Origin of the sequence: Vibrio sp. HDW18, from assembly GCF_011306175.1 — a bacterium.
Lineage (GTDB): Bacteria > Pseudomonadota > Gammaproteobacteria > Enterobacterales > Vibrionaceae > Vibrio > Vibrio chanodichtyis.
This window is the reverse complement of record NZ_CP049913.1, coordinates 1,501,556-1,517,888: the sequence shown is the minus strand read 5'-3', so window position 1 is coordinate 1,517,888 and position 16,333 is coordinate 1,501,556. Positions and strand designations below refer to the sequence as shown.

At 39.2% G+C, this 16,333-nt stretch carries 16 protein-coding genes; 7 read left to right on the top strand and 9 right to left on the bottom strand.

Annotated features, from left to right (window positions below; genetic code table 11):
- Positions 1–16: 16 nt before the first annotated feature.
- A complete protein-coding gene (locus G7083_RS07375) occupies positions 17–274 on the bottom strand; it encodes a transposase (RefSeq protein ID WP_277347073.1) in 258 nt (85 codons plus the stop codon).
- Between the two features lie 18 nt (positions 275–292).
- Between G7083_RS07375 and G7083_RS15130 the strand changes: the two genes are divergently transcribed.
- The 7 genes from G7083_RS15130 to G7083_RS07340 all read left to right on the top strand — a co-directional run bounded on the left by G7083_RS15130 (position 293) and on the right by G7083_RS07340 (position 8,745).
- On the top strand, positions 293–697 hold the full coding sequence (locus tag G7083_RS15130; protein WP_240911892.1) for a DUF1566 domain-containing protein: 405 nt from the start codon (positions 293–295) through the stop codon (positions 695–697).
- 230 nt (positions 698–927) lie between these two features.
- Complete coding sequence (locus G7083_RS07365; protein ID WP_166014194.1) at positions 928–2,061, top strand: hypothetical protein; 1,134 nt, start codon at positions 928–930, stop codon at positions 2,059–2,061.
- A gap of 412 nt (positions 2,062–2,473) precedes the next feature.
- Positions 2,474–3,235 (top strand): hypothetical protein, encoded by a 762-nt coding sequence (locus G7083_RS07360; protein ID WP_166014193.1) that lies wholly within the window; start codon positions 2,474–2,476, stop codon positions 3,233–3,235.
- Between the two features lie 207 nt (positions 3,236–3,442).
- Positions 3,443–4,447 carry a hypothetical protein gene (locus G7083_RS07355; protein ID WP_166014192.1) on the top strand — a complete coding sequence of 335 codons (1,005 nt, stop codon included), beginning with the start codon at positions 3,443–3,445 and terminating at the stop codon, positions 4,445–4,447.
- Between the two features lie 115 nt (positions 4,448–4,562).
- Positions 4,563–5,423 carry a hypothetical protein gene (locus G7083_RS07350; RefSeq protein WP_166014191.1) on the top strand — a complete coding sequence of 287 codons (861 nt, stop codon included), beginning with the start codon at positions 4,563–4,565 and terminating at the stop codon, positions 5,421–5,423.
- A gap of 298 nt (positions 5,424–5,721) precedes the next feature.
- Complete coding sequence (locus G7083_RS07345) at positions 5,722–6,348, top strand: hypothetical protein (protein ID WP_166014190.1); 627 nt, start codon at positions 5,722–5,724, stop codon at positions 6,346–6,348.
- A gap of 756 nt (positions 6,349–7,104) precedes the next feature.
- Positions 7,105–8,745, top strand: a complete 1,641-nt coding sequence (locus G7083_RS07340) for a methyl-accepting chemotaxis protein (protein ID WP_166014189.1) — start codon at positions 7,105–7,107, stop codon at positions 8,743–8,745.
- Between the two features lie 140 nt (positions 8,746–8,885).
- On the opposite strand, the gene G7083_RS07335 is transcribed toward G7083_RS07340, so the two are convergent.
- The 8 genes from G7083_RS07335 to G7083_RS07300 form a co-directional block, all read right to left on the bottom strand.
- The gene (locus G7083_RS07335) at positions 8,886–9,626 is read right to left on the bottom strand and encodes a hypothetical protein (RefSeq protein WP_166014188.1); all 741 of its coding nucleotides are present in this window, start codon (positions 9,624–9,626) and stop codon (positions 8,886–8,888) included.
- A complete protein-coding gene (locus G7083_RS07330) occupies positions 9,611–10,132 on the bottom strand; it encodes an RNA polymerase sigma factor (RefSeq protein ID WP_166013931.1) in 522 nt (173 codons plus the stop codon). The genes G7083_RS07335 and G7083_RS07330 overlap by 16 nt, the downstream gene beginning before the upstream one ends.
- A gap of 44 nt (positions 10,133–10,176) precedes the next feature.
- Positions 10,177–10,587 carry a substrate-binding domain-containing protein gene (locus tag G7083_RS07325; RefSeq protein ID WP_166014187.1) on the bottom strand — a complete coding sequence of 137 codons (411 nt, stop codon included), beginning with the start codon at positions 10,585–10,587 and terminating at the stop codon, positions 10,177–10,179.
- Between the two features lie 84 nt (positions 10,588–10,671).
- Positions 10,672–12,201: an IS66 family transposase gene (locus tag G7083_RS07320; protein WP_166013947.1), complete on the bottom strand. Its 1,530-nt coding sequence runs from the start codon at positions 12,199–12,201 to the stop codon at positions 10,672–10,674.
- Positions 12,202–12,260: 59 nt separating this feature from the next.
- A complete protein-coding gene (gene tnpB, locus G7083_RS07315) occupies positions 12,261–12,614 on the bottom strand; it encodes an IS66 family insertion sequence element accessory protein TnpB (RefSeq protein WP_166013945.1) in 354 nt (117 codons plus the stop codon).
- Positions 12,611–12,931 (bottom strand): IS66 family insertion sequence element accessory protein TnpB, encoded by a 321-nt coding sequence (locus tag G7083_RS07310; RefSeq protein ID WP_166013944.1) that lies wholly within the window; start codon positions 12,929–12,931, stop codon positions 12,611–12,613. Before G7083_RS07310 ends, tnpB begins: the two co-directional genes overlap by 4 nt.
- Before the next feature lie 274 nt (positions 12,932–13,205).
- Positions 13,206–15,332: an Ig-like domain-containing protein gene (locus tag G7083_RS07305; RefSeq protein WP_166014186.1), complete on the bottom strand. Its 2,127-nt coding sequence runs from the start codon at positions 15,330–15,332 to the stop codon at positions 13,206–13,208.
- Positions 15,333–15,337: 5 nt separating this feature from the next.
- Entirely contained in the window at positions 15,338–16,333 is a 996-nt protein-coding gene (locus G7083_RS07300) for an OmpA family protein (protein ID WP_166014185.1), read from the bottom strand.

The following is a 16,333-nucleotide window of genomic DNA, read 5'->3' as shown; positions in this document are numbered from 1 at the left end:
AGCTATTGACGTCGGATTATGCTAAAAACGCTGGTGTCTGATAATCCACTTTGAGCATATGATACTCGACGATTTCACGCAGCCAGTTATAAGCTGATTGCTGTTGAAGTTTAGCGGTCTCGATAAGTGAGAACATCCGTTCACGGAACAGGTATCCTCGATATGAACGAGTTACGTAACAGCACTTTCTCATCAATATGTAATTACGAAGAACTCGTTCCGCTGCGTTGTTCGTTAGCGGACATTTGGAGTCATCCATAAAGCGCCAGACCATAGCATCGATATACTCTCGATGGGATCTAATGTCTGGTTTACCAGTTCGCCTTCCGTCGCTTTCCTCGACAGTATTGGGGGAAGTACAAATAATGGCGTCATTCATGAAAATGGAACAAGTGGACCTTCTGGTGACTTCTATAAGTTTAACTGGATTAATGCTCAATCATTGTGTGATACATATAATCATCGTCAGATTCTTGGCTTATCTAACTGGCAGCTACCCACACAAGAAGAATTATTAAATAACTTATTTACTCAACATGGCAATATGTTTACCTCACGAGAGTGGCCGACCTCCACGCGCTATTGGTCATCAACAACAGATGGTGATTATATAAGTAATATCGATCTCAGCCTAGGCTATAGTAATTTGAATCTACAAGATTCTCAATACTATGCATCGTGTATTTCTAAGCCTTAAAATTAATTTTAACCGCCAAAATTCCTTACCTGACTCCTCAAATAAACAGGTAAGGAATTAAAAACTCTTATATTATGCCAAGCATCTAGTTGTTTAGCATATCAATGATATTCATCACTTAATTTCATTACTCATCGATTAGTTTAGTTGGCATTATTACTATACCCAAACCACTTGGAGTTGCAGGTGGGCAATAATTAACATATTGAAGTGGTTATTGAAGAGGATTTATGACAATCATTAACGCCAGTGCTCCAGCTGCATTTCATGTCAGTGCAACAGAAAGCACTCCAAGTACATCTGCAGTAACTCGCCATATTTTTAACACAAAGCAAAGTAGAGATGAACTAAAATGTGCCAAGCTGATCGGTAAAATTGAAGCTAAACAAGATGCACTTGCTAAACTTGAAGCTTCGGCAACTCGCTGCAAGGCGATACAAAACAAACGAATTGCGTATATTCAAGCGCATCTTCATTGCCATGAGGTTAAACTCGATAAGCTACTGAATCAGCAAGAACATAGTTTAATGACCAAGATATTGGCACCAACCGATCACAATACAAAAAAAGAGATTCAGTGCAGTGCCATGTTGGCAAGTTTTGCATATCACCAAGATCTTGATCGCTTGCATAGTGCGACAGATCAACAGTGGAGCTTGGATAAACCTCTAATTACTGAACTAGCCAAGGAAGTGGGGCTTAAAGTTTATCCAGCAAAAGGAATGATTATTGACTCGCAAAGCGGTCTGGTTGGATTTGTTTTTCATAACCATCAAGCCAAAGAACTGCGGCTAGTTTTTGGCGGTACCAGCAGTGGCAAAGCAACCGGTTCATTGATGTACAGAAGTATCAGTAACTTTAAAGTAACCATGCATCAATGGGGGGCCAATGCCAAAAATGCCATTACCGGAAAAACCCCAGATAGCTATGCACAAGCACAGCTTATCGCCGAAACACTGACTCGAATGATAAGTAGTGGAGATTATAAGGATTATCGCTTATCGCTTTCTGGCCACTCAAAAGGAGCGGGTGAGGCAGCTTATGCTGCAGCAATGATTTCTACACCTGAAAATCCAGTGAAAGCCGAGTGTTTTTGCAGTGCTGAACTTGGCTCATCCATGCTGCAAGATATTCATGCAAGATTTGCGGATCCAAAGCAAGCCAAACAAGCGGTATCTGAAATTCAACACTATAAAATACAGGGAGACCCAGTGCCTAATGTTCATAGGGTAAAACATGATTTAGAGCATGTAGGTAAAATTATGACCTTACCTCATACTGAGGTGGAGGGAGCCAATAATATGCTTGCCTACCATGATAAATTTGATCGACAAATTGCAGCCTGGTTAAGCAACACGCCATAATTTGATAGTAAGCGATAAATCCGTACCAAAATCAATGCCATTCCCTTTAGATATTTAATTAGGATAACAAAACATTTATTAACTTTAGCAAATAGACTGGATGTGTATAACAATGAAATATTGTAAATAAAACCCGACAAACGATCAAGAAGATATTGAAATAGCTTAAGTGCCTCAACCATAATCGTCACATAACCCATTGAAATAAATTAATTTTCATAAAAACCTTAATCATTAACTACAACACAACCGATCAAAGTGGCTGATTTCGGGATTATCATAGACATAATGCATATCATTTGAACAAAAAAATGTGAAATGTAGTTAAATCGTTTGGCGGTTCTTTGACAAAGTAATTCACTTGAATTAACGTGTAAACATATTAAATTAATTATCAATTTGAGGTTCATCTATGTTAGGCATTAATCATTTTAGAGCCCATGTACTTCGGCATTCATCCGCTGCATTAGCCATTAACAAGCCAGAATTAGCAAAAGCTATTATCAGCGTAAAACAAAATAGATTACAAAACGCACCGTATCTTAAAAAAGATCTCGATAGCCGAGCTATAGCTCAAAAAGAAAGAAAATACGAGAGCGTTCTTAAGCAATGTGAAACACAAATTAAAGTAAATACTTTAGTAAAAGAAATGAAAAATGGTCCCCTCACCTCTGAGACAGCCAGTGAAGTATTAGTTGTGTTATTAGAAAAACTACAAAATAATGAAGAGTTCACAAAATCAGAAGGGATATTTCGTCTTTCACCATCAAGCTCAGAATTTAAAAAAACCTCATTAACTGATGTTTTAGCTAAAACTGATGATTTAATTAGCAAAAACAATGGTGCAGATCTAATTGCGAGTAAAATAAAGAAAGAAGTACTCCCTGCTATCCTTGATAAAACAGCATGTGCCACCTTAGCTCAGTTTAGTGTTCAATTTAGCACTCAACAACAGAAGCCAAGTTCAGATGAATTACCAGATGCACTAAATGCATTACTAGCATTTTTTAAAGAATCGATCATTGTAAATCACGCTCATAATAAAATGGATGCAGAAGCATGTGCTAGTATACTTGCTATGGTGACGAGCCAAAATCTAGACATGCCCCCACAAGCCATTCAAGCCATGGTATTAAACATGTCAAAAATGTATGAAGCGTTGTTGCGTGATTAATTAACAACATGACATTTTCATGTGCATTATAATAAAAAGCATCAACTTTGGTAAAAATAGACCCAAAGTTGATGTTCAACATCGATCACATATAAATAACAACACTAAATCTATCTTTACTTTTATAAGTAACACTATAAAAACCAAAAATATCATACAGTTTCGAATTGGTCATAACATTAAACAACTTAAAGATAGAGACAAACCATGAATGTTTCAAGTAGTCATCAAACCCATGCGATCAATAATAATTTAAATCCAAAAGATACGTTTGATAAATTCGAATTCGCAAAGCAGATAAAAGCCGTTAAAAATATTATCGTCACTTCTGAGCAAGCAAGCGATTGTTTAAAAATAATGGACCAACATCATGATCAAGGAAATTTCAGACTAGATGATGGGCGTAGCTATGAAATTAAACATGGTCAAGTCACTCGAACCAATAGAGGTAACCTGCTAGTTAGAATGAAAGAGGGTTTCGTTAAAAAATCACAAGGCCTATCTACCTCATCATCAGATGCAAGTAAATTTACTGAAGCATTGCAAGAAGATTTATTTACACCATCACAGCAACAATTGATACAACAGGCAAAAGAAAAAAGTATTAAATCACTGATTCCTAGAAATTGTAAGTTTCAATATCCACTCTACCTTAGAGACAATGAAAGATTTATAAATCCAGCTTATGAAAATCTTGATCAAGAACTTAATTGTCCTTTACCTGTAGGTGAACATCGAATATTTGTTTTAACTGTATCAATGATGCTCAATACTGGAATGAAGAACCATTATAATAAAGACTTAATTAATTCATTTTCGAACTCTCAGTATATTGATTGGAGCGAACGATATAGTCATCCATCCATAGCAAATGGAGAGCCAGTATACTATGCTGGATATCTTCACCAGAGAGAAGAGCACCTTGAAGTTATCCGTATATCTGGTCACTATGAACAGAGCTTAAATGAAAAACAAGCATTTTTACTTGAATTATATTTATCATTAAAGTTTTCTGAAGCTTATGGAATGCAAGAGGTAAAATTCTATGAGCCTTACGATAAAGAGACTAATGAATTAGCTACAGACGTAACTATCCATGCTTTAGAAAAGTCGCCTGATTGGGAAAGCGTAAAAAACAAGTTAATCTGCAGAGTTTTCAATGAAGATAAAGTTAAATATTTAAACTATGAGTTAAATGATCAACAGCGATAACGCTTAATCATTTAATATAGAGACAATTATAAACATCTACTTACATAAAATATTTCACACACCGACATTCTTACCATTTAGTATTGAAAAAAGTTCAATTTCAAACACTCACACAATGACTCAATATACTTCAACTTGGTTAGCCAAAGAAATAAAAAACATTGCTAACACCTCTACAGCTCCATATATTAACACCATTCAAAAAAAAGCAAATCAAATAATCACCACCGTATCAAACAATAAGTATACAACACGGAGCATAGCATATGTACACCCTGACAAAACATTATCAGGCGAACGATTTTCATGTAACCCTATTGTTATGAGCCTTATATCTGCTAATTTTTTAAAATACTCTTCACAAATTAAGGCAGAGCTTTCTAGTAAAGTAAGAGAAATACAAATATTTACAGCCACAACAATAAAAACCTTCAATAATACATGTTCAGCACTGAAAATTGTTGATACCTATGCTGGAGATATTCCAGATAAAAACAAATCAATAATGGCTTATTGGGTGCCTCAAGGAGGCTATGTTGACATACCTATTAAACCTGATTTATCAATACATCCTATTTATGTGTTTACTCCAGCCTTTAGTGGTTGTACATTCGTTATAGATAAAATATATCCAGATACATTGAGAGTTCGCCATGTAGAAGGCGGTAAAGAGCAAGAGCAGTACAATGATAAAAATATTGAACATGGGGAAGGAATATACTCATTAATTGAATTCAATGACTATGGCTACTATAAAGATAAAGAGTCTAAAAAAGTAATACAAAACACATATGGCTTTGCTTTTTTAAAGTTTGATGAACACTTAGATGGCTGGAATATACATTTACAAAAGCAAATAGCAACACCAGTTATTACTTCCATTGAAAAAAAAGGTTTATTAAATAGAGACACTGCCACAATATATATATCTGAAAAATCTTCAGTTCAAGGCACAAAAACCATCAATCCAATATAATAAAAACAATAATCAATCAAGCTGAATCATTAACATATCTAAGCATTGTTAAATTTATCATCAAATATAACATAAGCAACAAAATCAACCTATTGATTGAAAATTAATCATATAATCGATTTTGAAGTTCACTTTAATTCACTTTGTGGCAATCAAATTATGGGGTATAATTTATTATTTTAAAAACAGCGTGCAACTTAAAATTCTTCACATTATTAAATAAATTCAAGTAAAAAACATTTACCTAATAATCCCACTGTAACAATATTATTGAACACACTAAAATATGAGGTGTTTTTTGAACGTAAGTAGTAAAGTAAGTAGCCTAACAGCGCTATTTGAATCTAAAGCGGCAGAAAGTAAAAATACGCCAACGCGTTTGCCGGTCAGGGGAGCTCGTAATCACCATGCCTTATTTAATGGTGGCTCAAACGAACCTAGTACAATGAGCACCCCAAGACCACAAGTTGAGACAGGCGCACGATCAACGCCTGAACAACAAAAAAGTAGGGCAGAATTTAAAAGACTCTTAAATGAAAAATTAGGAGCTGGTCCCGTTGCACCAAAGAAAAAAGTGCAACCTCAACCTGTTGTAGCAGCGCAAGCTAAACCACAGGCCGAGTCTAACTCTCAACCATCCACTCCTACGGTAACGTCGACTACCACCGCTCCGCTAGCACCACCACCACCACCACCACCACCACCACTACCTCCATCACTTTCAAGCCCTCAGGTAAAGGTGTGGGCAACAATTGATGGTAAAGCGCTTGATCAAGCCAATAAGGCACAATCTCAAGAAAAAGCAGCAAGCAAAGTTAAAGCCTCTACTTTCGCAGCCAGTCAAGCAGAAAAAATGGGGTCAAAAGATATGATGGCAGAGCTAAGAGCGAAACTTTTGGCACGCCAAGAGAGTGCATCCCAGTAACTCATCGTGCGTAACGGATGGGTTATACCCTTCCGACTTAAAGTTGCCACGGTGTTGGCGGCCCATATCGATAAATTAATATGGGGGTCGCCAACACCTCATTTAGAGTAAATATCAATATAAGCTAACTTATGGAATGCTGCTTTTAATTTTACCACCAATAGGTAGGAAAATGACTACAGCGCCAGAGTATAAATATAATTAAATAAATAGCCACAGCAAAAAAAACATATGGATTTATTTAAAAATTAACTAACGCCTCACACTTCATATCCTCAATCTAAAACGCATCAAAAAATAAAGTCAGTTTGATCATCTCAGCTATATCTAGCTTTTGGGATTATGCTAATATCAATATCGCGCATCTTTTTATGAATGGAATTTGCTATACCCAAACCACTTGGCGTTGCAGGTAGGCAGTAAGTGAGTGACTCCCCATGAATATAGATAAACTATGTGATTGGGGTGAACAAGCGTAGCCAACACTGCTGCAGCTTCAATTAGGAAGAGGATAATAGAGATCACGCAAGACAATGTTGATTTTTATGGTGGCTTACTGAGAGGAAACAGGGAAATTAAACTCCAGTAAGATAGTTTATATACCCAAACAACTTGGAGTTGCAGGTAGGCGGCAAGCGAGTGAGTCCCCATGAGCATAGACAAACTATGTGATTGGGATGAACGAACGTAGCTAACACCGCTGCAGCTTCAAGTAGGAAGGGTATAGAGTGCAATACTTAACTTACTGGATCACTTATGTTCAAAAAAATGACTATCGGTCACAAACTTATCGCTACATTTTTAGCACTGACATTACTTATCATCGGATTATCTTGGTTTAATAGTGCTCAACAAGCGAACCTTAATCAAGCCTTTGGTGAAGTCACCAATAACGTTGTTCCTTCCATTCGATCGTCAAGCCAAATGCATGTCGCGCTATTAGATGCACGCCGAGCTCAGCTACGTATGGTACTGGATGCAATGAGTAATGATCTGGAGTCTCTCACTCAAAGTACCAAAAATTTTGAGCAAGCACGGCATCAATATGAAACTGCAGAGCGTAATTATAAAACGCTACCATTTTCATCAGAACAAGAACATAAGATTTTTTTAGAACTGAGCTCAGCCGCTAATAATTATTTTTCAATTCAAAATTCAATCAATAATGAAATTAAAAATAATAATATCGACCAAGTCATATCACTAATTAAACATCAGTCTATGCAAGCGTTAGAGAAAGCGGGAACGGATAGCTTTACACTACGCCACGAAAATGATTCTTTTGCGAACCAATTGGCCAAACAAATTGCAGACTCTTATCAAACCAATAAAATTCTTGGTATGACAATTAGCGGTTTTGCAATTATTTTTGTAGTGGTGGTTGCTTGGTTATTAATTGGTCAAATTCGCAACCCGATCATGTTGTTATTGAAACAAATTCATCAAGTAGCCGCTGGTAATCTAACTCACAAACTGGATATGCAGCTTTTTTCAGAGGATGAATTGGGTAAGCTCGCGCAAGGCGTTAATGAGATGCAAGTCAGCTTGCAGGTATTGGTTAATGAAGTTTTAGGATCGGTTTCTCAGTTAAGTGCCGCAGCAGAAGAGATTAGTGCGGTTGCTGAGCAGTCAGCGCAAAATATGAACTCTCAGCAGCATGAGCTCAATCAACTGGCTACAGCAATGAATGAAATGCAAGCCACAGTACAAGAAGTGGCTCGTAATACCAGTGATGCCGCTAACTCTGCGGCTTCAGCCAGTTCAACCTCTGTTGACGGTGGAAACATCGTGAATGATTCCATTGTAAAAATTGAAAAGGTTGCGACAACGGTTGAGGAAACAGCCTCCGTCATCAATCAATTAAGTAGTGATAGCCGTAATATTGGCCTCGTTCTTGAAGTTATTCAAGGCATTGCTGAGCAAACCAACTTACTTGCTCTTAATGCAGCAATTGAAGCAGCCCGAGCAGGTGAGCAAGGCCGTGGTTTTGCCGTTGTTGCGGATGAAGTAAGAACTCTGGCGAAGCGAACACAAGACTCAACGACACAGATCCATGGGATTATTTCTGAGTTGCAACTGCGAGCTAACGAAGCTGAATCCACCATGCAACAAAGTCAAGAAATGATGTCCGAAACCGTCAATACCGCTAAAGCCGCAGGCTCTGCGATTGCTGAGATTAGTGATTCTGTTAACAGTATCTCCCATATGACGATTCAGATTGCAACTGCAACTGAAGAACAGGGCGTTGTGAGTGAAGAACTCAATCGTAACGTAATTAATATTACAAATGCTTCAGAAGAGGTCACCTCAGGCGCGAAACAAATGGCCGAAGCTTGCAACGAGCTGAATTCTTTAGCCGCTCAGCTACATAGTGTGGTCAGTAAGTTTCAAGTTTGATGATGGTTATTAAGGGAGCAAAAAACCATTAAAGTTCCCCCCCCTGCTAACCGGTAAATCATTTCAACACATTATATAATGTCTTAATTTATAGAGAGCCTTGCTCATCCAAGGCTCTCTTAATCCAGCACAAAACCAGTTTAAGAACCTAACTCAATACAATGTCCACGATATAAAATCAGACTGTGTGGATCATTATTGATCGTGACCAATAACTCTGAACTGTTTTTAAGTGCTTGCCATTCGCTAGGAGAGAGATAACGCGCTTGGTTGAGATTTTGCAAGCTATCAATCAATTGTAGTTCACCCGTATTTTTATCTCTCATCCATACCATTTCTTGTGCAAGCGAAATAGGTTCAACGCTAAGATTACGCTGCATATGTAGACTGGATTGCCCAGGTTTATCACCTTGATAAGCGACTAATGCAAAGGCATCACGCTGATTTTCGGATGACATCATTGCGAAGTAAGCGATAGGCTGTATCTGAGTAGCTTCGATCACTGTTGGAATTGACAACATGATATTTTGCCCCCATATCCCAACCAACAATGACATGCTCATTCCGACCGGTAGCCACCACCAACGCAAACGAGGTGAAGGTTTAGATAACAATTGAGTGCGCTCACAAATACGCTTCCAAACTCGCTTCGGTGGTGGTTTAAAATAGCTCGCCGAAACCTGAACATGAGTAGCAGGATTAAAATCAGATAAATATTGTTGCCACTGCTCGATATGCTCCCACCACGTTGGATCCGAATGGAACAAACTTTCCATACGGCATTTAACTAAATTAGTTTGTGTACCTAATACATATTCTGCTGCCAATCTATCGCGTAATAGGGCATTCAAATAACGGCCGCTTTTTAATGACTCAGACATTGTTTCAACTCCTGCAGGCCGCGGCGGATCCATGATTTTACGGTTCCTAACGGTGTATTAGCATGCTTTACGATTTCTTGGTGGCTCATCCCATATTGATATGCTAAAACTATCGCACTTCGCTTTTCCTCTGTAAGAGTCAGCAAACATCGGCTCAAGTGCTGATCGGATAAGCTTTCTGCTGTATGAGATCCTCGCTCTATCAAATTCTCCAGTGACTCTTCACTACGACGTCCTCGTTTCCGAATTTCATCAATCGCAAGATTTCTCATACACTGGCAAAGCCAAGCCCATGGGTAGTCTACGGGATGTAAGTAATTACTAACCCAAAGCTTAACGAACCCTTCTTGCAAAATATCTGCTGCAAGGTGTTCATCTCCGACAATAGGCAAAATTACGTTATAGAGCCTTGAACTGGTTAACTGATAGAGCGCTTCGAAAGCCTTTCGGTCTCGAAGCGCTACTTGGGAGAGCAGTAAACCTATCGCATGTTTATCTATGCTCACACTTTCCTCATTGAGTAATTAGATGCCAAACATTGTTGACCCCATCACCTTTCGTTTCGCCCGGCTGTGATTCCTTTCGGGTTGCCTTTAGGCACGGCGATAACCGCTCTACGCAAATAGATGGGTTCAATGTTTTGATGATTAATAAAGGGATACGTTTCAGCAAAAGCACTCATCGATTGCTCTGATGAGCCAAAGAGCAAATCTGCATTTTTCTGTGCTTCTAGGCTCCATTTGGATTCTGGTCCAGCAATAATATTAACGGGCACCCCGCTTTGCTCAGTAAAAGCTTGGGCAGCATGACGTAATGCAGTATCTGGACCACCAGGGCCGTAGACATTAATCACCCCATCTTTAGGTTGATGAGTAACATTTAAATCCATTGGTACTGCAGCCACTGCAGATGTACTAGCGGCCAATAGTAGTAGGTTGGTTATCACACGATAGCGGTTCATTCGTTCTCCTTAATGGGAGGGAAAGTTCGTGAAATGAGACGCTAGAAACGTATCCGCCCCATGATCCCACGGGGCGTTCGAGTTTTAATGTGAGAAGTTCCAAGGAAGCAGTGAGTCGATATCAGGCTCTGACTTTGCCAACTCTTTCATACATTTCACCATGTAATCGTAGAGTATTAGCCCGTTAGCTTTTGCTGTCTCGATGATGCTGTATAGTAACGCACTGGCATCTGCACCATTGGGATTGTTGGCGAACAACCAGTTTTTTCTCCCAATAACCAATGACTTAATTGCGCGTTCCGCTCGGTTGTTGTCGATAGATAAATGCCCATCTTCAACATAGCGTATCAGCTTAGGCCACTGACCCAGGGTGTACTTGATGGCTTTTCCAAGAGGACTCGATTCGATGACTTTTTGCGTGGTTAACCAGTCATAGAGGTCATCTAGCATGGGTTTAGCATTGGATTGTCTCTCAGACCAACGTTCTTCGACCGAAGCGAGTTTTAATCGGGATTCAAGTGCATACAGCTTTTGGATTTTTGCTAACGCCACATCCGCTTTACCTGATTTTCCTTTGCCTTGAAGCTTCTTCGCATCCATGAACTTACGACGTGCGTGAGCGAAGCAGCCGACATTGGTAACTTTGGTTAATCCGTCATAAGCACCGTAGCCATCACTTTGCAGATAACCTGAGTAGTCGCCCAGGAAGCCCACGGGACAAGCTCTCGCACGACTGTTTTGATAGTCGAACAAGACGATGTTTTTCATGTCAGGGAGTGTAGCTTCGGGCGAGTCAGCCCCCGAGCAGTATAGCCACATGTAACATTGCTTGTCTTCCTTGAGCACATTGAGCGGTGTCTCATCAGCATGAACCGCCACTTGCTCAAGTAAGTGTGCTTTTAATGCTTGATAAAGCGGTTTGAACTTTTCACTCACCTGGATTACCCATCTTGCCATCGTGGTTCTCGATAACTCGATACCCGACTGGGTGAACAGGGTTTCCTGGCGGTACAGCGGTAGCGCATACTGATATTTACCGAGGATAATGTTGGCAAGCAGGCTTTCAGTGGCGAAGCTTTTGGGGATGATGCTCTTTGGAGCAGGCTGTTGGTGAATACGGCTCGTCTCTGCTTTTTGTTCGCACTGACGACAAGCGTATTTAGGGCGGACAACCTCCAACACTTTTAACACCGCTGGCGTGAACTCCAGCTTTTCACTGCGGTCTTCACCGACTTTATGGAGAGTGTGCTGACAGCAAGGACATTGCTTATCATGCTCATCAAGGTCAAGTACGAGGATTTCACGCGGTAAGTCTTTAGGCAGTGGTTGACGTTTACCACGGCGTTTTGTGGTCGTCGTTGTCGTGACAACTTCCTCTTCAGCTTTAGCGGCTTCGCATTCCGCTTCATTGAAGAGGTCACCCTGTGCTTCATTATAAGGTTTTAACGCTTCTGAGCGTTTGGCGAACTGGCGGTCAAGAGCGAGCTTAAATTGCTCAATTAAGGATTGGCGCTCTTGTTGCCACTCCTTTTTCTCCGACATCAACGCTTTCACCATAGCTTGAAGCTCGGCGATGTCTTGGCTTTCTGGGTTAATATCGGGCGTCTTTTTCATGGCATTTATTATACTAAAAACGCCACTCTAAGGCTTGGTGTAACTGACTTTTATCGAGATTAACTCATTGTAATATTGTCTATTTTTATCGGTTTATGGCCGATTATCGTGAAGCCCGATAACAGTCTGTCTAAGTCAAATTGAGTCAGGGTGTATACCTGTTTTTTCTCTTGAGTGGGCCATTTGAATTTGGCTTTTTCCAATCTTTTATACCACAGAGCGAAGCCCGTTTTATCCCAATACAAGACTTTGATTTTGTCGCGTTGTTTATTGATAAACAGGAACAGCGCACCGCTTCCTAATGGTAAGTCGGTTTCAGATTCAATAATCGCCGCCAGACCATTGATGGACTTTCTAAAATCCACAAACTCCCGATACAGGTAAACATTCGGAGCACTCAGCATTCGTTTCATGACAGTGCTCCGATTAACTCTGCCAGATACGAGGCAGGTGTTCCCTGGGGGATGCTGAGTTCAACGTCATTAATAAATAATGTCATGTTGGCAATCGGTGTTTGAGTCATCTGGTAGCGTGTCGTTTTTTCAACGACTTCCGCTTTGATAAAGCCACCTGCTTGAGATTGCCCAGAGCAATGCAATTGTTGACGCTTTGCGTAGAAGGTCGAAAGACTCAGATCATGGCGCTCGCAGAACACACGCTGAGAGAGTTGACTGGATTCGTATTGCTCGAACAGGGTTTGCCATTCTTGGTCGGTACGCCGCTTTGCCATTTCAGATCTCCTTGTAGTTTGAGGTTTGATCTTAGGGCGTACCGAGATTGATTAGAATGTGGGGTTTATGACGCGTTTACCTAGAAACAATCGATTGGATGCAGAAAAAAGAAATTTTTAATGTAATTAAAATCTACAGCTCAACAAGAGAAGTATTCTTAATACTTTTAGCGCTGGGTGATAATGCGGTATATGCAGCAGTAGTGTGCTCAGCCTTGATTTGAGTAGCGTGCAATCACACGCCACTCGTTGATAAACATTTTAAATGTGCAAATCAAAGCTCAGAAACACAAGATGCAAAATGAGTATAATAATCCATTGGTGGAAGATCTTGGGAACTTCCATCCTTGAGATCGAAGAGATAATAGCTAGATCCGTTAGCTGTTGTAGTCCACTGCATCGATCCTATCGGCCAACCACGTGTAACAAACATATTAGGAGAATTATTGGTATATAATGTTGATAATTCAGCAAGCGTTGCTAAGCGCCAATTACTACGACCAGCAAGGTTTTTATTGTTATATGTGGTACATAATTGATTTGCTTGTTGCCACGTAAATAAAAGCATAACTCCATCTGGACCAGATGTACTAGTCTGTAGAAATAAATCAGTATATGGACTGCCACCAATACTCTCCAAATAAGGTAAACTTGGTGAATTGGTAAATAAAACTCCACCACCGGTATCGAAAATATCCAAACATGATCCAGCTAAATCATCGCAGATATTGATATTGATTTCATTACTGGTTACTTCTTGTTTAAAAGCCATCACCTTCGTCTGCCCAGCCTGAACTCCTGATAGCAAACCTGATGGATCAACAACAGCAACTGAGGTGTTCAAAGCATCCCAAGCCGATGAACTCGTTATATCGGAGGAACTTGCATCACTATAGGTTGCGGTTGCTACTAGTTGCTGAGTTTTACCTTTAACCATGCTAATAGAAGCTGGCAAAATCGTAATGTCAGTAATAATCGCAGGAGATACCTCAACATCAATTAAAGCACTGGTAACACCATCCATAGAGGCGCTTACCAATGTATTACCGATGTTACTTCCAGATAACAACCCTGTATTGGTTACTGTGGTAATCGCTGAATCAAAGGAAAACCAAGTAGCCGTATTGGTTATATCCAAAGAGCTGGCATCAGTGTAATTTGCCATTGCCACTAACTGTTGATCTTGCCCTTTAGCAAGGGTAACACTTGCAGGACTCACCACAATATCAGTAATAATTGCTGCAGTAATTTCTATATTAACCGTATTACTGATAATCCCATTTTGGGAAGCGGTTATTGTTGTATGACCAACCGCTTGACCAACTAATTTTCCATCAGGAGTAACCGTAGCAATTGCAGGATTTAATGGGATCCAACTAACTGTATCAGTAATGTCTGATGATGTATGATCATTGTAGGCTGCAGTTGCAGTTAACTGCTGAGGTTGACCTTTGGGTACAGTAATAGAAGGAGGTGTTATAGTAATGCTAGTAATTGTTGCATCCGTTACATCAACATGAATTGAATTACTAACAACACTATCTTTAATAGCAATAACTATTGTATTACCAACCTCTTGTCCTGTTAGTAGCCCGTTATTTGTTACTGTAGTAATTGCAGGCTTTAAAGGCATCCAATTAACTGAATTAGTAATATCAGATGAAGTTTTATCACTATAAATTGCTGTAGCGACTAACTGTTGCTTTTGACCTTTAGTGATCGTGACTAATGGTGGAGTTATTGTAATACTCGTAATAACAGCTGCAGTCACATCAACATTAACGGAATTACTCATCATTCCATCCTTAGATGCAATCAGCACTGAAGTACCAATATCCTCCCCTGCTAGTATACCAGCAGGGGTTATTGTAGCGACACTTAGATCAGAAGACTCCCAAACCACACTATCAGTTATATTTGATGAGGTTGCATCACTATAAATAGCCGTTGCTACCAGTTGTTGCTCTTGACCTTTAGCAATTGCTACTGATGATGGTGTTAGCGTAATGCTGGTAATGATTGCCGGTGTAACATTGACATCAAGTGCATTACTTACAATTCCATCTTTAGAAGCAGTAACAGTAGCAAGGCCAATATCAGTACCTAATAGAAATCCAGTTTCACTAAAAACAGCAACACTATTATCACTAGAATGCCAATTACTCACATTTAAATCTGTGAGTTTTTTTGAGGTTCCATCAGAAAAATAACCGATAGCAACAAACCCTTGCTTGACTCCAACTGGAATGGTTAAATCACTAGTACCATTCGTAACAATTGGTGAGGCCATGATATCGATTCTAACCAATTGTAAATCAGGTTCAGAAAATGCCCCTTCTGAATTACAACCAAACAAAAAAGCTAATACTAGCAGAGAATAAAATAATTTAATTGTTTTCATAAAACCTACTTATAATAATCAAAACTTTGGATAGTGATCTCAACACGTCGATTTTTAGATCTTCCTTCAACGGTTTTATTATCATAGAAGGGTTTATGTTCTCCCTCACCGAAAGTTTTTATTTGTATAGGATTAACACCTAATTTTAACAGTTTATTTTCTACAGCTTCTGCTCTTCGCTCTGAAACAATTTGATTATTCTTACTAGAACCAATAGAGTCTGAATGACCAACAATTACAACTCTAGCTTGTTCATATGAGTTTAATAAAGATGAAATTTCCGTCAAATCGATAAATTCATTTAATTCTGATGAGTTATAATCAAAAAATATTTCATCAATAATAGATGGTTGAGTGAAAAGAATAGGAAGAGTCTCTATGTCATAAGCATCGTCATCAGAGTGAGAAAGCACATACTCTGTAGTTGATTTTCCTTCCCCACCAAAATGATATCTCAAGCCAATCAAAATTGACTGACTATCATATTTACCAACTGAAGAATCGCCGATGCTATTAATATATTGATAGCCAGCAGATAAACTAAGATTTTCAATGAGATGATAAGATATACCTAACTCACCGAAAGGAGAGAAGCCATCAGCTCTCATCTTTGGAAGAGCACTTTGCTCTTTATCCAGATCCCAATAAACTAATCCAAGACGGCTATATAGACTAAAATTATTTTTCAGATACCAATCATTGCGTATCGCACTTTCAAATAGCTGAGTCTTAATATTAATCGATGAATTATTTGCTATTAACTGTTCATGACTTTGATAGCCAAGCTCAAAACTCCAGCCAGGAGAAAACTGCCATCCTAACTCCCCCCCCCAAATATTATCATTGGGCATTGAACCTGTATATTTGTCATCCATAGCCCACTGATAGCCACCTTTCAATCTAAAAGAAAATGGATTAACATCCTCAGCAAGCAATGTAGGTGAAATAAACACCGTAGGTAATAACGACAATAAATAAATTTTATCTTTTGAAAGGCTCAT